This window comes from Bradyrhizobium diazoefficiens (assembly GCF_016616235.1).
GTDB lineage: Bacteria > Pseudomonadota > Alphaproteobacteria > Rhizobiales > Xanthobacteraceae > Bradyrhizobium > Bradyrhizobium diazoefficiens_H.
Genome location: NZ_CP067100.1, coordinates 2,310,866 through 2,327,892, shown reverse-complemented (window position 1 = coordinate 2,327,892; position 17,027 = coordinate 2,310,866). Strand labels below are relative to the sequence as shown.

The following is a 17,027-nucleotide window of genomic DNA, read 5'->3' as shown; positions in this document are numbered from 1 at the left end:
CTATGCTCGGGCACGAAAAAGTCAATGTAAACATTGGCGAAAGCGGTTAATGGCGGCGCCGCCGACGATATGTCACATAGGAGAAGCCGGCGCTGTCGTCGGGGCCGGCCGGATGGCGGATGCGCGCCGTCTCGTCCCAGTCTGCCTTGTCGACCTCGAAATGCGTATCGCCGTCGGGGCGGGCATGCACTTCGGTGATTTCCAGGCGATCGGCGCGATCCAGCCATTGCCGAAAGATCTCGGCACCGCCGATCACCGCAATCTCGGTGACCGAACGCCGCAGGGCATCGCCGCGCGCAACCGCGTCAGCATCCGCGGCCGACGTCGTGACGATGGCGCCGTTGGCGCGATAATCCGCATCGCGCGTTATGACGATATTGGTGCGGCGCGGCAGGGGGCGGCGGGGCAGGGATTCGAAAGTCTTGCGGCCCATGATCACGGGCTTGCCGACGGTGAGCGCCCTGAAGCGCGCCATGTCGGATTTCAATCGCCACGGGATCGCATTGCCCGCGCCGATGACGCCGTTCTCCGCGATCGCGACCACGAAGACGATCTCCATCAGGCTGAGCTCCCGGCAAGCCGCGTCAGCGCAGGCCCGGAGACGCGGCACAGCGTCCAATCGTCCATCATGACGGCGCCGAGCGATTTGTAGAACGCGATCGACGGCGCGTTCCAGTCGAGCACCGCCCATTGCAGGCGCGACCAGCCGTTGTCGATACATTCGCTGGCGAGATGGACCAGCAGCGCCTTGCCGAGGCCCCTGCCTCGATGCGAGGGCCGCACATAGAGATCTTCGAGATAGATGCCGTGGCGGCCGCTGAAAGTCGAGAAATTGAGAAACCACACCGCGAAGCCAACGGCCTCGCCGTCCCACTCGGCGATCGCGCAAAAGAGCCGCGGATCATCGCCAAACAAGGCGTCGGCAATCATTGCCTCGGTCGCCTCGACTTCGTGCGAGAGCCTTTCGTACTCGGCAAGTTCGCGGATGAAGGAGAGAACGAGCCCGGCTTCGCCCGGGCGCACACGGCGGATGTTGAGAGACATCGGCGTCAGACCGCCACTTCCGCCTTGATGTGTGGATGCGGATCATAGCCGACGAGCTCGAAATCCTCGTAGCGGAAGGAGAAGATGTCCTTCACATCAGGGTTGATCCGCATCACCGGCAGCGCGCGCGGCGCGCGGGTGAGCTGAAGGCGGGCCTGTTCCAGATGGTTGGAGTACAGATGCGTGTCGCCAAACGAATGAACGAAATCGCCGGGCTTGAGGCCCGTGACCTGCGCCACCATCATGGTGAGCAGCGCATAAGAGGCGATGTTGAAGGGCACGCCGAGGAAGACGTCGGCCGAGCGCTGATAGAGCTGGCACGACAGCTTGCCGCCTGCGACGTAGAACTGGAACAGGCAATGGCACGGCGGCAGCGCCATCTTGTCGACCTCGGCCGGATTCCAGGCCGAGACGATCAGACGGCGCGAATCCGGATTGCGCTTGATCATGTCGACCACATTCGCGATCTGGTCGATGCTGCGGCCATCCGGCGCAGGCCAGGACCGCCACTGATGGCCATAAACCGGGCCGAGATCGCCGTTGGCGTCGGCCCACTCGTCCCAGATGGTGACGCCGTTGTCGCGCAGATATTTGATGTTGGTGTCGCCCTTCAGGAACCACAGCAACTCATGCACGATCGCCTTCAGTGGCAGCCGCTTGGTGGTCAGCATCGGGAAGCCGGCGGACAGATTGAAGCGCATCTGATGGCCGAACACCGAGAGCGTACCGGTGCCGGTCCGGTCGGTCTTCTCGGCGCCGTCTGAAAGAATCCGCTCGAGCAGGTCCTGATACTGGTGCATGTGCCAATGAGCCGTTGGGGAGGCGGCGAACTTAACGGCGCCCCCCGTGCTGTGACAGCGGCGATTCGCTGCTCCCACAGATTATACCCGGAAAAGGTGAGTGTTCCCCCGGCAAACGACAAGGGGCGGAACTCGCGCCCCGCCCCTCGCCCATCGGCTTGAAAGTGCTGCTCAAGTCGCCGGTTTGAGCACCGGGCTCCACTTCGCAATCTCGTTCTTGACGAGCCTCGCCAGCGCCTCCGGCGTCCGATCCGCAGGTGCCGGGATGACGCTGCCGAGCTCGACCAGGCGCTTCTTCACGGTCTCGTCGTCGAGCGCCCTGATGGCGGCGCCATTCAGGCTCGCGATGATCGCGGGCGAAGTTCCTTTCGGCGCGAACATCGCATTCCAGGCCTGGGCCTGGAATGCCGGCAGGCCGGCTTCCACCGTTGTCGGCACGTTCGGGAGCGACGGATTGCGCTCGGGCGTTGCGATCGCGTAGGCCTTGATGGTGCCCGCGTTGATCTGCGGCACGGCGTTGACGATTTGGTCGCACATGTAATCGACTTGGCCTGCGACCAGCGCGTTCATCGCCGGACCGGTGCCGTTGAAGGGCACACCGACCGGCTTGACGTCGAGGATGGAATGCAGGAGCTCGCAGGAGACGTGCGAGACCGAGCCGACGCCGGCATGAGCCGCGTTCACCTTCTCGGCATTGGCCTTCACGTAAGTCATGAACTCCTTGAGATCCTTCGGCGGAAAGTCCTTGCGCGCCAGGATCAGGATCGGCGTGCCCGCGAGCAGCGCGACCGGCTCGAAATCTTTCTCCGGATGATAGGCGAGCTTCGGATAGAGCGGTACGGAGGCGGCGTGTGTGCCCATATGCCCGGTGATCAGCATATAGCCGTCATTGGCGGCACGCGCGGCGCGCGTGGTCGCAGTGGTGCCGCCGGCGCCGACCATGTTCTCGATGATGATGCTCTGGCCGAGCGTCTGCGCCATATGCGCGGTGACGATGCGCGAGATCACGTCGGTCGGACCGCCTGCCGCGAACGGTACGATCATGGTGATGCTGCGCGTCGGATAGGTCTGCGCTTCGCTTGGTGCGACAAAGGCGCACAGCGATGCAAGCGCGGCAGCACAGGCGCCCGTGAGCGCGCGAATGACCGTCATGTCGATCCCCTCTGACACAAACAAAAATGCCGGCCACAAGGGCCGGCATTTTCATTTCACAAAGCCGTCGCGCAAGTCGATTCGACTTCCGAATGCGGCGCGCGGACGCAGGGCGCCGCGCGGACGCAGGGCGCGGCGCTCAGTTCTCGGATTCGGTGAACACCTCGTCGCGCTTGGCACGCAGCATGGGCAACAGGGTGAGCATCAGCAGGAACGCCGCGATCGCGAGCAGCACGGCCGACAGCGGACGCGTCAGGAACACGCTCCAGTCGCCGCGCGAGATCAGCAGCGCACGACGCAGGTTCTCTTCCATCAGCGGACCGAGCACCATGCCGAGCAGCAGCGGCGCCGGCTCGAAATCGTGCTTGATCAGCCAGTAGCCAACGAGACCGAACACGCCCGCAAGGATGACATCGACCGGTGCATTGTTCACCGAGTAGATGCCGATCGCACAGAAGATCACGATCGAGGGGAACATCAGCCGGTAGGGCACGCGCAAGAGGCGCACCCAGATGCCGACCAGCGGCAGGTTGATGATGATCAGCATCAGATTGCCGATCCACATCGAGGCGATCATGCCCCAGACCAGATCAGGCTGCTTCTGCATCACCTGCGGACCGGGCACGATGCCGTGAATGGTCATCGCACCGACCATCAGCGCCATCACCGCGTTCGGCGGGATGCCGAGGGTGAGCAGCGGGATGAACGAGGTCTGCGCCGCGGCGTTGTTGGCGCTTTCCGGCGCCGCCACGCCCTCGATCGCGCCGCGGCCGAACCGCTTCGGATCCTTCGCGAGCTTCTTCTCGAGCGTGTAGGCCGCGAACGAGGCGATGACCGCGCCGCCGCCCGGCAGGATGCCGAGGATCGAGCCGAGCACGGTGCCGCGCAGAATCGCAGGCGTCGAGTCCTTCAGATCCTTCCTGGTCGGCATCAGGCCGGTAATCTTCTGCTGCACGAGATCGCGGTTCATCTCGGCGCCGGCGTCGAGATTGCGGATGATCTCGGCAAACCCGAACACGCCCATCGCCACCGTGGCAAAGCCGAGGCCGTCAGCAAGCTCCGGAATGTTGAAGGCCATGCGCGAGGCGCCGGTCTCGATGTCCGAGCCGACCATGGAGAGCAGCAGGCCGAACACGATCATCGCGATCGCCTTCAGCACCGAGCCCTTGGCCAGCACGACCGCGAAGATCAGGCCGAGCACCATCAGCGAGAAATATTCGGCCGGACCGAACGCCAGCGCGAGTTTCGTTAGCGGCGCGCCAAGGACCGCGATCAAAACTGTGGCGACGCAGCCAGCGAAGAACGAGCCGATCGCGGCGATCGCCAGCGCCGGGCCGGCGCGGCCCTGCTTAGCCATCTGGTGACCGTCGATCGCGGTGACGACCGATGTCGCCTCACCTGGAATGTTGACCAGGATCGACGTGGTCGAGCCGCCATATTGCGCGCCGTAATAGATGCCGGCGAGCATGATCAGCGCGCCAACCGGCGGCAGGCCGAAGGTGATCGGCAGCAGCATTGCGACCGTCGCGATGGTGCCGATACCGGGGAGAACGCCGACCAGCGTGCCGACGAGCGCGCCGATCAGGCACATCAGCAGGTTGATCGGAGAGAGCGCGACGGCAAAACCGTGAGCGAGGTTGGCAAAGATATCCATCACACCCTCACTGGACCAGGAAACGCGGGAACATCGGCATCGGCAGACCGAGCACGTAGGGGAAGAGCAGCGCGCAGCCGAGCGTCAGGCAGGCGCCGACGATGATGGTTTCGACCCACCGCGTCTCATGCGTGCCCATCGCCGCGATCAGGAAGCTTGTGAATGCCGAAACGACGACGCCCAGTGGGCGGATCGCCAGCGCGAAGAAGACGATCGACGCCATCACGAATAGCGGCCCGCGCCAGGAATAATGCGCCATGGCCGGCCCATCGGACAACAATCCCGTCAATGCGATGCCGGCGCCAAGCGCCACGAGGAGCCCACCGAACATCCGCGGCGCCGTGCCCGCGCCAAAGGAGAAGCCGCGCATTCCCTGCAAATCGCTGGAGGCCCACAGCGCGAACAAGGCGAGCGCCATCAGGGCAATCCCGCCGACATAATCCTGTGCCGATCTGATCGTCATAAAGATCGTGAGGATCGCCACTGCAAAGATCGGATAGGAGTAGATCAGCGCCAGCAGCACATCGGCTGACGCCTTCTTGGCGTCACCGCTGGCCGCTCCGATCAGCGCCGCGGGAGCACCCGCGACCAGCGCGGTGGCATGGCTGATCAGGACGGTGGCCGGGCCGCGTCCGGCGCCCCAACCGAAGATCGTCCCGATCGACCAGATCAATTCGAAAATCTGCGGCGCTATCGCCAGCAGACAAAAGCCGAGCGCCACCTTGGTGTTTCGAGTGGCTGTCGCTGAGTGGCCCATCGTGTCGGCCATGCATGTCTCCTCCGCGACCCGTAAGTCACGAGCACTGTTGTTCTAATCGGCTGGAAATGGATCCCCCGCCCGCATCACTGCCTAGCGATTTTCATCATACAATGCCAGCAAAACCCAACAGGCCACCTATGAGCAGGAGCCATAGTGGATTGATGCGTGAGACGGAGGCGATCGCCGCAACCAATACGGTCAGAAGCAGTGCAGCAATGGTGCGATCGGTCGACTGGGCCAGGATCAGGGCGCTGGCCGCCATCAATCCGATCGACAGCGGAACCAGTGCAGCCTGAATCAGGCCTGGCCAGCGCGACTGGCTCGGCCGGTTCAGGAGCCGGCTGACATAATAGGCAAGCAGCGCCGTCGGCAGGCACATCGCCAGCGTCGCCGCCAAGGCGCCGGGAATGCCGGCGACGGCATAGCCGATCAACGTGACAATAAGCACGTTCGGACCGGGCGAGAGCTGCGCGATCGCATAGGCATCGGTGAACTGCTTGTCGGTCATCCAGTGATGCACGTCGACCGCGATGCGGTGCATCTCCGGCACCGCCGCCGCGGCGCCGCCGACCGCGAACAGCGACATTAGACCAAAGGTGGAGATCAGCGCCCAGATCGGGTTCTCGGCATTCATGCTGCTACCTTCCGCCGCATCAAATATGTGGCGCCGATGCTGAGGGGCATCGCGAGGAGCAGCACGGCCTGGAGCGGCAGGCGGAGCACGCCGATGGCAACGAACACGCCGAGCATCAGGAGCAGCGCAACGGCATCGATTCGCTTCAACAGCGGCGTCATCATGCGAAAGACCACCGCGATCAGGAGACCGACCGCCGCGCAGGAGATGCCTGCGAGAATACGCCGCAACACCTCGACGTCGCCGAACCGGGCATAGATGATCGCAAGTACCATCATGATCAGCGTCGGCGGCAGCAACAGGCCGCTAAAGGCGGCCACGCCGCCGGCGATGCCGCGCAGGCGCGAGCCGAACACCATCGACAGATTGACGATGTTGGGTCCGGGCAGGAAATGACACAGCGCGAAGGTCTCGTTGAACTCGTCCGCCGTCATCCAGCGGTGCTGGTCGACGATGGCGTGCCGGGCAAACACCAGGACCCCGCCGAAACCGGCCAGCGACATCCGGGCGAAGGCCAGGAATAGCGCCGGCAAGCCGGGCCGTGGGGCGTGACCGGCGGCGATATCCGGCTCTTGGGCGGCCGGTGCGGAATCCGGGGACATGTCAGGAGCTTAGAACGCCGGCCGTGACGCGGCCAAGATCAGACCGGCAGCCGGGCGGAACCTATCCAAAGAGAACATGAGATCCGCCGCTCGAAACACCTGTTATTTGAAACCTTTGCCCCCTATATTGGGGGTGCCGGTTCGCCGGCTATGGAAATAAACGGTCGTCGCAATAAACCATTCGGACCCGGGGGCGGTACCCGGCGCCTCCACCAAAGCCCACGAGCGGGCTAGCCCGAAGCGGGTTTTGGCGGGGGCGAAATAGGATCGACGAGGGCGTAAAGGGCGTACTTTTTCCCGGTATTGTTCCGCCGTTATCGGGCTACTGCAATAGTTGCCAACGACAACTTTGCTCCGGTTGCTCAGGCTGCGTAACGCAGTTTGAAAGACCAACTTAAAGTCCTAACGGGTTAAGCTCCGTTAGGCGGGGTTCGGAGGCACCTGGCAACAGAAGCCTCCACTTACATTTATTTCCTTTCCGGCGGGGACTCCTGCTGACCCGTCAGGCGCGGTACTATTGCGGCTTGGCGAGTCGGGCCGGCAGGGCCCGTCTCCTGGAATGCAACAGGACCACCATGGCGACCGATCATATCCGATACGATGTGCTGGCCCGCGACGCGCTGCGCGGCGTGCTGCGGAAGGTGTTGACCGATGCCGCATCCCATGGGCTTCCCGGCGACCACCATTTCTTCATCACCTTCATGTCGAAGGCCGAGGGCGTGAAACTGTCCTCGCGGCTGCTTGCGCAATATCCGGAAGAGATGACGATCATCCTCCAGCATCAGTTCTGGGACCTGACCGTGCTCGAGGACCGTTTCGAGGTCGGCCTGTCGTTCGGCGGCATTCCGGAGCGGCTGGTGGTGCCGTTCAGCGCCATCAAGAGCTTCCTCGATCCGTCGGTGAAGTTCGGCCTCCAGTTCGATACCTCCGATGTTGCCGAGGTCGCGCCGGAGACATTGCCGGCAGGCCCCGCGGCGTCCGCCGTATCGGTGCCCGCCCCCGCCGCTGAGAAGGCGGATGCCGCCGACGAGCCGACCCCGCCGAGCCAGGGCGGTGCCGAAGTCGTGCGGCTCGATCGTTTCCGCAAGAAATGATCCAGGCTGCCGCACGAGATCGTCGCGCCCGGCCCAACTGCCTATATAGAAGAGCACATGAAGAGGCTGCGCGGCGTTTCGTGCGGCGGAATGGATGTGCTCATGGCCAAAGCTGCTCCCTCGAAGACGACCCGTCCCGCGACCCGCACCGAGACCGATAGTTTTGGTCCGATTGAAGTACCGGCCGATCGCTATTGGGGGGCGCAGACCGAGCGCTCGCGCCAGAACTTCCGCATCGGCACCGACCGCATGCCGATCTCGCTCGTGCATGCGCTCGGCATCGTCAAGCTTGCGGCAGCGCAGTCCAACCTCGAGCTCGGCCTGCTCGACCAGCGCCGCGCCGATGCCATCATCCGCGCCGCGCGCGAGGTGATCGACGGCAAGCTCGACGATCATTTCCCGCTGGTGGTGTGGCAGACCGGCTCCGGCACGCAGAGCAACATGAACCTCAACGAGGTCATCGCCAACCGCGCCAACGAGCTGCTCGGCGGCGAGCTCGGCGCCAAGAAGCCGGTGCATCCCAACGACCACGTCAACATGAGCCAGTCGTCGAACGACTCGTTTCCGACCGCGATGCACATCGCAGCCGCAAGCCGCATCAATGCCGATCTCGTCCCTGCCCTCGGCGAGCTGCTCGGCGCGCTGCGCAAGAAGGAGAAAGAGTTCGGCAAGATCGTCAAGATCGGCCGCACCCATACCCAGGATGCGACGCCGCTGACGCTCGGCCAGGAATTCTCCGGCTATGCCGCGCAGGTCGAAAGCGGCATCGCGCGGCTCAAGGTCGCGGTGAAGGAGCTCTATCCGCTGGCGCAGGGCGGCACCGCGGTGGGCACCGGCCTCAACTCCAAACCGCGCTTTGCAAAACTGTTCGCAAAGCACGTGGCTGCGATTACGAAGCTCCCCTTCACCAGCGCCGCCAACAAATTCGAGGCGCTGGCCTCGAACGATGCCTATGTGCTGGCGCACGGCGCCATCAATTCGGTCGCCACCGGCCTGTTCAAGATCGCCAACGACATCCGCCTGCTTGGATCGGGCCCGCGCTCGGGGCTCGGCGAATTGATCCTGCCGGAGAACGAGCCGGGCTCCTCGATCATGCCGGGCAAGGTCAATCCGACGCAGTGCGAGGCGATGACCATGGTGTGCTGCCAGGTGTTCGGCAATCACACCGCGATCACGGTCGCCGGCAGCCAGGGCCATTTCGAGCTCAACGTCTACAAGCCGGTGCTGGCCTACAACATGCTGCACTCGATCCGCCTGATGGCGGATGCCGCGCGCTCCTTCACCGAACATTGCGTCAGCGGCATCCGCGCCGACGAGAAGCGCATCAGCGAGCTGATGCAGCGCTCGCTGATGCTGGTGACGGCGCTCGCCCCGAAGATCGGCTACGACAATGCCGCCAAGGTGGCCAAGACGGCGCATGCCAACGGCACCACGCTGAAGGAGGAGGCGCTGCGGCTCGGCTTCGTCTCGGCGGAGGAGTTCGACCGCCTGGTGCGTCCCGAGAAGATGACCAGCCCGGGATAGATTCCGAATTCCGATAGTCATCCGTAGTGATACGGACGCTCGATGCTCAGAAATATGCGGCGTCAGAGGCGGGATTTGATTACCGTCAATGTTATGGCCGGACGGCGTGTTACACGGCCGTCCGCCCCTGACGGACTTAATTCATCGTTTGATGGCCCGAGAGGCCGATTGACGAGGACGAGCGAATGGCGATCAAGTCTTTTGGGGCGCAACGCGGCACCCCGTTTCTGAATGTTTCATCCTGCCCGCAGAGGATCGGATGATGGAGACGCGGCATGGGGAACGTCATCAACCTGAATCGCTTCAGGAAGCGCGCCGAGCGGGAAGCCTCGGCGAAGCAGGCGGACGCCAACCGAACGAAGTTCGGCCGCACGAAGGCCGAGCGGTCGGCGGAGGAGAAGCAGGCGGACCAGGCGAAGGCGCATCTGGACCAGCACCGGATCGATCGCGAGGAGCAGCCATGAAGTCGCCCGTCGTGAAACGGTCGATCGTGGTCGCCGGCCACAAGACCAGCGTCAGCCTGGAAGAGGCGTTCTGGAACGGCATGAAGGAGATCTCGGGCCTGCGCAACATGACGCTGTCCGAGCTGGTCGGCGAGATCGACAGCAACCGCCAGCAGGGCAATCTGTCCTCGGCGATCCGGCTGTTCGTGCTCGACTACTTCAAGAGCCGCGCCATGGCGCCGCAGCCGGACAAGGTTTCGGCCCAATAGCCGCCGGGCCATTTCCGGAGCGTCCGGCCCCCTGCACTTTAAAATCGCTCTAAGGTGCAGGTTCGGCGAGCCGGCGCGCTTGACCTCAATGCCCTGCGTTGAAAATACAGGGCATGACCGACACCCATGAGACGCGCCGCGAGATGCCGCTGGGCCTGGCCCAGCGCGGCTATGCCGGCATCATTCAGCATCTGTCCGCCAAGGATGCAGGCTCGGCGCTCTCGGACATCGAGCTGGAGAGCCGGCTGATCGAGCTCGGCTTCGTCGAGGGCGCCCGGGTCGAAATCCTGCACGAGGGGCTGGTCGGGCGCGATCCGATCGCCGTCCGTGTCGACAACATCACGATCGCGGTGCGCCGCCGTGAAGCCATGGCCGTCATCGTCGCCTAGATAGCGACCGGATATCTGTCCCATGGAATTGCCCCTGCTGCATCTCGCCCTGGTCGGCACGCCAAACAGCGGCAAGACCTCGCTGTTCAACGCGCTGACCGGCAGCCGGCAGAAGGTCGCGAACTATCCCGGCGTCACCGTCGAGCGCAAGGAGGGCTTCTTCGTCACGCCCCTGGGACGCCAGGTCTCCGTGGTCGACCTGCCCGGCACCTATTCGCTGCGCGGGCGCAGCCCGGACGAGGAGATCACCCGCGACTTCGTCCTCGGCAAGGCTTCCGGCGAGACCGTGCCCGACCTCGTGCTATGCGTCGCGGACTCCACCAATCTGCGCCTGACCATCCGCCTGCTGCTGGAGCTGAAGCGCACGGGACGGCCGATGATCCTCGTGCTCAACATGTTCGACATCGCGAGCCGTCGCGGCATCACTGTCGACGTCGAGCGGCTCGCCAAGGAGCTCGGCGTGCCCGTGGTCACCTCGATCGCGGTGCGCAAGGGCGGCACGGCCGACCTGCTGGCGCTGACCGACGAGATCGCGGCCAAACTCGCCACTGAGCCGGCCGAGAATAGTTGGCGCGCGCTCAGCGTCGCCGAGCTGCGCGCCACCCAGCGCGAGGCCGACCGCATCATCGCGGACTGCGTCAGCCTGCCTGCCAGGCCCGACACCTGGACCGCGCGGATCGATGCCCTCGTGCTGCATCCCGTCGGCGGGCTCATCGTGCTGGCGCTGATCCTGTTCGTGATGTTCCAGGCGGTGTTCGCCTGGGCGCAGCCGCTGATGGACCTGCTCAAGTCCGGCTTCGACGCGCTCGGCGGGTTGGTGCAGGCCACCCTCCCCGGCGGCCTGCTGCAGAGCTTCCTTCAGGATGGCGTGATCGCGGGCGTCGGCAGCGTGATCGTGTTCCTGCCGCAGATCATCCTCATCTTCCTGTTCATCCTGCTCCTGGAAGATTTCGGCTACATGGCGCGCGCCGCGTTCCTGATGGACCGCATCATGGGCGGCGCCGGGCTGCACGGCCGCGCCTTCATTCCGCTCTTGTCGAGCTTTGCCTGCGCCATTCCCGGCATCATGGCGACCCGCGTGATCGACAACAAGCGCGACCGGCTGACCACGATCCTGATCGCGCCGCTGATGACCTGCTCGGCGCGCATTCCGGTCTATACGCTGATCATCTCCGCCTTCATTCCGGCCAGGGACGTCTGGGGCTTCATCAACCTGCAGGGCCTCGTGATGTTCGGCCTCTACGCCACCGGCATCGTCAGCGCGCTTGCCGTCTCGTTCGTCATCAAGTTCTTCATGATACGCGACTATGCGCCGGCGCCGTTCATGCTGGAGCTGCCGGACTACAAGGTGCCCCGGCTGAAATCGATCGCGATCGGCATCTACACCCGCGCCAAGATGTTCCTGCACCGCGCCGGCACCACGATCTTCTCGATGATGGTGCTGATCTGGTTTCTGGCCTCGTTCCCGCAGCCGCCCGCGGGCGCGACCGAGCCTGCCATCGACTTCAGCCTGGCTGCGATGATCGGCAAGGCGCTCGCGCCGCTGCTCGCGCCTGTCGGCTTCAACTGGCAGATCGCGGTGGCGCTGATCCCGGGCATGGCGGCGCGCGAGGTCGCGGTCGCCGCCCTCGGCACCGTCTATGCGATCGAGGGCGGCAAGGAAGCGGCCGAGCAGATCGGCCAGGTGCTGGCGACGAAATGGTCGCTGGCCACCGCCCTGTCGATGCTGGCCTGGTACATCTTCGCCCCGCAATGCGCCTCGACGCTGGCCGTGATCCGGCGCGAGACCGGAAGCTGGGGCTGGATGGCGGCGACCTTTGCCTACATGCTGGTGCTGGCTTATGCGGCGAGCCTTCTGACCTACAATGTCGCGGTGGCGCTCGGGGCGGGATAGCCCCTCTCAAAACCAAAACTTCGAAAACAACCCCATGCACAGTAGACGTGGGTTGTTGAATCAATGGCTTACGCCAGTCGAACCGTCCGGCCGTAGCGGGGGACGACGGACCACGCCCCGGTTGACCCGTCGGGCAAAACAGGGGCATGATGTCATGATCAGCCCGCAGCGATGGCAGCATGAACGACGACACGCCACAGCGGCGGCGATCCGTCTCCGTAGACCATTTCAGCACCGACAGACTGATCGCCGAGCGGCTGTGCGAGGATCACCTCGGCAACCTCGTCGCACTGCATCTCGATCCCGACGTCTCCCGCTATCTCGGCGGCGTGCGCTCGGCGGAGACAACGGAGAAATATCTCTCCATCAACATGGCCCACTGGGATCAGCACGGCTTCGGGCTGTGGGCGCTGCGAACGAAAGACGGCGCGTTTGCCGGACGGGCGGGTATCCGGCACATCCTCGTCGACGACACCGACGAGATCGAGATTGCCTACGCCTTCACGCGCGATCTCTGGTGTCAGGGATTTGCGAGTGAGATCGCGACCGCGATGACGCGGATCGGGCTGTCACAGCTGTCACTGCCATCTCTCATTGGCATCGTCTATGTCCGCAACGGCGCTTCCCGCCGCGTGCTGGAGAAATCGAATTATCTCCTCGAGCAGAGCACGAACCGTCACGGCGAGAACGTGGTGATTTACCGTATTCGAGGGTGAGAGCTGCAAGAAGGCCGGCCCCCTTTTTCAGGATTGGAACTCGGCGGCTGCGTTGGAGTTCCTCTCTACGTCTTTTTTGGCCGAAGCCTTGAGCCTCAGGCCTTGGACCAAATGCGGGGACAGGTGACGCCCTTTTCGGGTGAAAGCGTCAGGATATTTGATGACTAACCAAACCAGCGCCGCCCAAGCCGGCGAGCCCAAAGATTTGCCGAGAGTTTCGACGGGCAGCCAAGGGCTCGACGACATTCTCGGAGGGGGCTTCGATGCCAACCGGATGTACCTGTACGAAGGCAGGCCCGGCACCGGCAAAACCACCATGGCGCTCCAGTTCCTGCTCAAGGGTGTCCGCAGCGGCGAACGCGTGCTCTACATCTCGCTCTCCGAAACCAAGCGCGAACTGAGCCTCGTGGCGAAACGGCACGGCTGGTCGCTCGAGGGCGTCGACATCTTCGAGCTGGTGCCGCCGGAGACGACGCTCGATCCGGACCGCGAGCTCACTGTGTTCCATCCCGCCGAAATGGAGCTGAGCGAAACGACCGGTCTGATCTTCAAGGAGGTCGAGCGGATCAATCCCACCCGCGTGGTGCTCGACAGCCTGTCCGAACTGCGCCTGCTTGCCCAGAACCCGCTTCGTTACCGGCGCCAGGTACTGGCTCTCAAGCATTTCTTCACCAATCGCAATTGCACGGTCGTCCTGCTCGACGATCTCTCATCGTCCCAGGACGATCTGCAATTGCATTCGATCGCGCACGGCGTGGTGATGCTCGAACAGCTCGCCATCGACTATGGCGCGGAGCGGAGGCGGCTTCGCGTCGTCAAGATGCGCGGCATCAAATTTCGCGGCGGCTTCCATGATTTTACGATCGAGCAAGGCGGCCTGAACATCTTTCCGCGTCTGGTCGCCGCCGAGCATCACAAGCCTTTTCGCGGCGACTACACGCCCAGCGGAAATACTGAACTGGATCAGCTCCTGGGAGGTGGCCTCGAGCGCGGCACCAATGCGCTCCTCATCGGCGCCGCGGGCGTCGGCAAGTCATCTCTCGCATTGACTTACGCGATCGCGGCGGCCGAACGCGGCGAGCACGCGGTTTTCCTCGCCTTCGACGAGGGCCGCGGCACGGTTGAAGCCCGCGCCAGGACACTCGGTTTGCCACTCGAAAAACACATCGAGTCCGGACACATCCGGTTTCAACAAATCGACCCGGCCGAACTGTCTCCAGGCGAGTTCGCCGCAAACGTGAGAAAAAGCGTCGAACGCGACAACGCGCGAGTCGTCATCATCGACAGTCTGAACGGGTATCTCAATGCCATGCCGGACGAGCGTTTTCTCATCCTGCAGATGCACGAGCTCCTCAGCTATCTTGCGCAGCAAGGTGTGCTGACCATCCTGGTTCTAGCCCAGCATGGGCTGGTCGGGCCGATGGATACGCCACTCGACATCAGCTATCTGAGCGACGCGGTGATCATGCTGCGGTATTTCGAGTTGGGCGGCACGGTGCGGCGCGCCTTGTCGGTCGTCAAGAAGCGCAGCGGTCATCACGAGCATACCATCCGCGAGTTTCGCCTCAGCAGTGCCGGCATCGGGCTGGGTCCGCCGCTCAAGGAGTTCAGCGGCATCTTTTCAGGCAACCCGCGTTATACCGGTACGGCAATGCCGGAAGGACCGGCTGAATGAGCGTCGGCCGAGATCAGCATGTTCTCGTCTTTGCTCCGATAGGGCGCGACGGACCGGCCGCTACGGAGCTCTTCCGCGGCTCGAACCTCGAAGCGATCAACTGCCGAAGCCTTCCCGAACTCGTCAGCGAGATGACCGCGGGCGTGGGCGCGGTTTTCCTTGCCGAAGAAGGTCTGTTCGGGAAGGACACGGCGCCGCTGGCCCAATGGATCGCCAGTCAGCCGCCCTGGTCCGACCTTCCTTTCGTCATCCTCACCAGCCACCGCGAGCAGCCTGCCGTCGTCGCATGGCGCCGCAGTATTGTCGCGCTGCTTCGTAACGTGTCGCTGCTTGAGCGGCCGGTCCAGCCGATGACCCTGACCAGCGCTCTTCAGTCGGCGATGCGGGCCCGAGAACGTCAATACCAGATCCGAGCACTGCTGGAGGCGCGCGAGCAGACGGCGCAGCAGCTCGAACAGCTGGTCGTCGAGCGCACGCGCGCGCTGGCGGAAGCCAATGAGCAATTGCGCCTCGAGATGAAGGAGCGCGCCCGGGTCGAGGAGACGCTCCGCCAGGCCCAGAAGATCGAAGCTATCGGCCAGCTGACCGGCGGCGTTGCGCATGACTTCAATAATCTGCTGATGGTCATTTCCGGTGGCCTAGACATGCTGGACCGTCAGACAGACCCCGTCCGCCGTCGCCGCCTGATGGACGGGATGGTCCAGGCGGCACAGCGCGGGGCCAGCCTGACCAAGCAGCTTCTTGCGTTCTCTCGCCGGCAGACGCTCCGGCCCGAGCCCGTCGACGTCGCCTCGCAGATGGGCGGCATGCGCGAACTTCTCGATCGAAGTCTGAGGGGCGACGTTCACGTCGAGTTCGATTTTCCGGATACGCTCTGGCCGGTGGAGGTCGATCCCGGCGAGCTGGAGCTCGTGATTCTCAACCTTGCCGTCAACGCCCGTGACGCCATGCCCAATGGCGGCACGATTCTCGTCCGCGGAGAAAACCTCCCCGATCTGAACGATGAGCAGATCGCCGGAGACTACGTGCGCCTCTCCGTCGTCGATACCGGCGTCGGCATGAGGCCGGAGATACTGTCGCGCGTTTTCGAACCGTTCTTTACGACCAAGGAGGTCGGCAAGGGCTCCGGGCTCGGGCTTGCCCAAGTCCATGGATTTGCGACACAGTCTCGGGGCACGGTCCGCATTCGATCGGCGGTCGGCAAAGGCACGAGCATCGAGCTCTACCTGCCTCGATCGCACAACGTTCCTTCCAGGCAGCGACATCTCATCGATCTCAACGTGGTGCGGCCGACGAAGAGCAACCATGGCCTCATCCTTCTGGTCGAGGACGATGACGAGGTTGCCGCGCTGGTGAGCGAGATGCTTGGCCAGCTTGGTTACGAGGTCACGCGCGCTGCGAGTGGCAACGCCGCGCTCGGTGCCCTCGCCGACGGCCGCGCCGTCGATCTCATCTTCTCCGATATCATGATGCCCGGCGGCATCAATGGCGTCGAACTGGCGCGAGAGATCAAAAGGAGGCGAAGCGACATACCCATCCTCCTGACCAGCGGATACGCCGACGCCGCAGTTCACGACGCCGAACTGGCGGGTATCCAGATTTTGCCGAAACCCTATCACATAGATGAGTTGGCCGCCGCACTTAGCGCAGTGCAGCCAGAACCTCGGCAGGACACGGAGTCCAAGCGATCCAACCGGTGCTGATGTCGAACACGCGCTTGTGGACAGCGTCGACGACATCGAGATCGCCTGTTACCGAATCCGGCGATGAGAAACGACGTCCCGCTCAACCGGTGCGCAACCGGACAACCGACTGCGGCAATGATGCGAGAAACAGCACGACGCAGACACACAGCAGGACGATGTCCTTGAACAGGAACTCGCCGGTTAAATTCCACGCCATTGGATCGGTTGAAAGACTCCATTTGACGACCCCCGGCGTCGTGAAGAAGAACGACCATGTGATCGCGAAGGTCACCACACCCATCAGCGAACCGAGGGCGGACAAGACCGGGCTGAAGCTGCCTGCCGCGAGCAGCGCTGCAATCACGAATTCGGCAACACCGAGAAAATAGGCTTCTCCCCTCAAGCCGAACACCGACAGCCAGGAGATGAACGGACTGTTGCTGATGAACTGGGCGATGCCTTGGGCGGATTGCAGTGTGAATTTCTGCATTCCGAACGACACGAAGATGACCACCATGACCCAGCGGAGAATGGCAAGCGGACGATAAGACCCGCCACCATCCTCGGCGACGTTGAACCCTTTCATGTGACGATTTCTCCCCGGCTTGTACGCGCATCTGTCGGCGAACGGAACGTTCGCTACGGTCTGTACGGAGGGGAGCGTCCGTCGTTACCCGCGTGGTGGGGTTCAC

At 63.6% G+C, this 17,027-nt stretch carries 18 protein-coding genes and 1 other RNA gene; 10 read left to right on the top strand and 9 right to left on the bottom strand.

Going from position 1 to position 17,027, the window contains the following annotated elements; all coding sequences use genetic code 11:
* Nucleotides 1-46: 46 nt before the first annotated feature.
* The 8 genes from JJB99_RS11000 to JJB99_RS10965 form a co-directional block, all read right to left on the bottom strand.
* Entirely contained in the window at nt 47-559 is a 513-nt protein-coding gene (locus JJB99_RS11000; protein WP_200498783.1) for a dihydrofolate reductase, read from the bottom strand.
* A complete protein-coding gene (locus JJB99_RS10995; protein ID WP_200498782.1) occupies nt 559-1,044 on the bottom strand; it encodes a GNAT family N-acetyltransferase in 486 nt (161 codons plus the stop codon). The genes JJB99_RS11000 and JJB99_RS10995 overlap by 1 nt, the downstream gene beginning before the upstream one ends.
* Nucleotides 1,045-1,049: 5 nt before the next feature.
* Nucleotides 1,050-1,844 (bottom strand): thymidylate synthase, encoded by a 795-nt coding sequence (locus JJB99_RS10990; RefSeq protein ID WP_200498781.1) that lies wholly within the window; start codon nt 1,842-1,844, stop codon nt 1,050-1,052.
* Between the two features lie 171 nt (nt 1,845-2,015).
* On the bottom strand, nt 2,016-2,996 hold the full coding sequence (locus tag JJB99_RS10985) for a tripartite tricarboxylate transporter substrate binding protein BugD (RefSeq protein WP_200498780.1): 981 nt from the start codon (nt 2,994-2,996) through the stop codon (nt 2,016-2,018).
* A gap of 139 nt (nt 2,997-3,135) precedes the next feature.
* Entirely contained in the window at nt 3,136-4,650 is a 1,515-nt protein-coding gene (locus JJB99_RS10980) for a tripartite tricarboxylate transporter permease (protein WP_200498779.1), read from the bottom strand.
* A gap of 7 nt (nt 4,651-4,657) precedes the next feature.
* Complete coding sequence (locus JJB99_RS10975; RefSeq protein WP_200498778.1) at nt 4,658-5,419, bottom strand: tripartite tricarboxylate transporter TctB family protein; 762 nt, start codon at nt 5,417-5,419, stop codon at nt 4,658-4,660.
* 94 nt (nt 5,420-5,513) lie between these two features.
* Complete coding sequence (locus tag JJB99_RS10970; RefSeq protein WP_200498777.1) at nt 5,514-6,044, bottom strand: chromate transporter; 531 nt, start codon at nt 6,042-6,044, stop codon at nt 5,514-5,516.
* On the bottom strand, nt 6,041-6,646 hold the full coding sequence (locus JJB99_RS10965; protein WP_200498776.1) for a chromate transporter: 606 nt from the start codon (nt 6,644-6,646) through the stop codon (nt 6,041-6,043). Before JJB99_RS10965 ends, JJB99_RS10970 begins: the two co-directional genes overlap by 4 nt.
* Before the next feature lie 96 nt (nt 6,647-6,742).
* On the opposite strand from JJB99_RS10965, the gene ssrA reads away from it, so the two are divergent.
* From ssrA to JJB99_RS10915, 10 genes are all read left to right on the top strand, one after another.
* Nucleotides 6,743-7,108, top strand: a transfer-messenger RNA (tmRNA) gene (gene ssrA, locus JJB99_RS10960).
* Between the two features lie 113 nt (nt 7,109-7,221).
* Complete coding sequence (locus tag JJB99_RS10955) at nt 7,222-7,740, top strand: SspB family protein (protein ID WP_200498775.1); 519 nt, start codon at nt 7,222-7,224, stop codon at nt 7,738-7,740.
* 90 nt (nt 7,741-7,830) lie between these two features.
* A complete protein-coding gene (fumC, locus tag JJB99_RS10950; protein WP_200500107.1) occupies nt 7,831-9,264 on the top strand; it encodes a class II fumarate hydratase in 1,434 nt (477 codons plus the stop codon).
* A gap of 275 nt (nt 9,265-9,539) precedes the next feature.
* Nucleotides 9,540-9,728: a DUF4169 family protein gene (locus tag JJB99_RS10945; protein ID WP_200469320.1), complete on the top strand. Its 189-nt coding sequence runs from the start codon at nt 9,540-9,542 to the stop codon at nt 9,726-9,728.
* On the top strand, nt 9,725-9,976 hold the full coding sequence (locus JJB99_RS10940) for a ribbon-helix-helix domain-containing protein (RefSeq protein ID WP_200498774.1): 252 nt from the start codon (nt 9,725-9,727) through the stop codon (nt 9,974-9,976). The genes JJB99_RS10945 and JJB99_RS10940 overlap by 4 nt, the downstream gene beginning before the upstream one ends.
* 113 nt (nt 9,977-10,089) lie before the next feature.
* Complete coding sequence (locus JJB99_RS10935; protein WP_200498773.1) at nt 10,090-10,365, top strand: FeoA family protein; 276 nt, start codon at nt 10,090-10,092, stop codon at nt 10,363-10,365.
* 22 nt (nt 10,366-10,387) lie between these two features.
* On the top strand, nt 10,388-12,259 hold the full coding sequence (gene feoB, locus JJB99_RS10930) for a ferrous iron transporter B (protein ID WP_200498772.1): 1,872 nt from the start codon (nt 10,388-10,390) through the stop codon (nt 12,257-12,259).
* A 179-nt stretch (nt 12,260-12,438) separates the two neighbouring features.
* Nucleotides 12,439-12,975: a GNAT family N-acetyltransferase gene (locus tag JJB99_RS10925; RefSeq protein ID WP_200498771.1), complete on the top strand. Its 537-nt coding sequence runs from the start codon at nt 12,439-12,441 to the stop codon at nt 12,973-12,975.
* Between the two features lie 160 nt (nt 12,976-13,135).
* Nucleotides 13,136-14,650 (top strand): ATPase domain-containing protein, encoded by a 1,515-nt coding sequence (locus tag JJB99_RS10920; RefSeq protein WP_200498770.1) that lies wholly within the window; start codon nt 13,136-13,138, stop codon nt 14,648-14,650.
* Nucleotides 14,647-16,353: an ATP-binding protein gene (locus JJB99_RS10915; RefSeq protein WP_200498769.1), complete on the top strand. Its 1,707-nt coding sequence runs from the start codon at nt 14,647-14,649 to the stop codon at nt 16,351-16,353. The genes JJB99_RS10920 and JJB99_RS10915 overlap by 4 nt, the downstream gene beginning before the upstream one ends.
* A gap of 82 nt (nt 16,354-16,435) precedes the next feature.
* Here JJB99_RS10915 and JJB99_RS10910 read toward each other — a convergent pair whose 3' ends face one another.
* Nucleotides 16,436-16,921: a YkgB family protein gene (locus JJB99_RS10910; RefSeq protein WP_200498768.1), complete on the bottom strand. Its 486-nt coding sequence runs from the start codon at nt 16,919-16,921 to the stop codon at nt 16,436-16,438.
* Between the last annotated feature and the right edge of the window lie 106 nt (nt 16,922-17,027).

Coding starts and splice junctions, on each gene's coding strand:
- JJB99_RS11000 (WP_200498783.1), bottom strand. CDS start 559: ATGGAGATCGTCTTCGTGGTCGCGATCGCGGAGAACGGCGTCATCGGC.
- JJB99_RS10995 (WP_200498782.1), bottom strand. CDS start 1,044: ATGTCTCTCAACATCCGCCGTGTGCGCCCGGGCGAAGCCGGGCTCGTT.
- JJB99_RS10990 (WP_200498781.1), bottom strand. CDS start 1,844: ATGCACCAGTATCAGGACCTGCTCGAGCGGATTCTTTCAGACGGCGCC.
- JJB99_RS10985 (WP_200498780.1), bottom strand. CDS start 2,996: ATGACGGTCATTCGCGCGCTCACGGGCGCCTGTGCTGCCGCGCTTGCA.
- JJB99_RS10980 (WP_200498779.1), bottom strand. CDS start 4,650: ATGGATATCTTTGCCAACCTCGCTCACGGTTTTGCCGTCGCGCTCTCT.
- JJB99_RS10975 (WP_200498778.1), bottom strand. CDS start 5,419: ATGGCCGACACGATGGGCCACTCAGCGACAGCCACTCGAAACACCAAG.
- JJB99_RS10970 (WP_200498777.1), bottom strand. CDS start 6,044: ATGAATGCCGAGAACCCGATCTGGGCGCTGATCTCCACCTTTGGTCTA.
- JJB99_RS10965 (WP_200498776.1), bottom strand. CDS start 6,646: ATGTCCCCGGATTCCGCACCGGCCGCCCAAGAGCCGGATATCGCCGCC.
- JJB99_RS10955 (WP_200498775.1), top strand. CDS start 7,222: ATGGCGACCGATCATATCCGATACGATGTGCTGGCCCGCGACGCGCTG.
- fumC (WP_200500107.1), top strand. CDS start 7,831: ATGGATGTGCTCATGGCCAAAGCTGCTCCCTCGAAGACGACCCGTCCC.
- JJB99_RS10945 (WP_200469320.1), top strand. CDS start 9,540: ATGGGGAACGTCATCAACCTGAATCGCTTCAGGAAGCGCGCCGAGCGG.
- JJB99_RS10940 (WP_200498774.1), top strand. CDS start 9,725: ATGAAGTCGCCCGTCGTGAAACGGTCGATCGTGGTCGCCGGCCACAAG.
- JJB99_RS10935 (WP_200498773.1), top strand. CDS start 10,090: ATGACCGACACCCATGAGACGCGCCGCGAGATGCCGCTGGGCCTGGCC.
- feoB (WP_200498772.1), top strand. CDS start 10,388: ATGGAATTGCCCCTGCTGCATCTCGCCCTGGTCGGCACGCCAAACAGC.
- JJB99_RS10925 (WP_200498771.1), top strand. CDS start 12,439: ATGAACGACGACACGCCACAGCGGCGGCGATCCGTCTCCGTAGACCAT.
- JJB99_RS10920 (WP_200498770.1), top strand. CDS start 13,136: ATGACTAACCAAACCAGCGCCGCCCAAGCCGGCGAGCCCAAAGATTTG.
- JJB99_RS10915 (WP_200498769.1), top strand. CDS start 14,647: ATGAGCGTCGGCCGAGATCAGCATGTTCTCGTCTTTGCTCCGATAGGG.
- JJB99_RS10910 (WP_200498768.1), bottom strand. CDS start 16,921: ATGAAAGGGTTCAACGTCGCCGAGGATGGTGGCGGGTCTTATCGTCCG.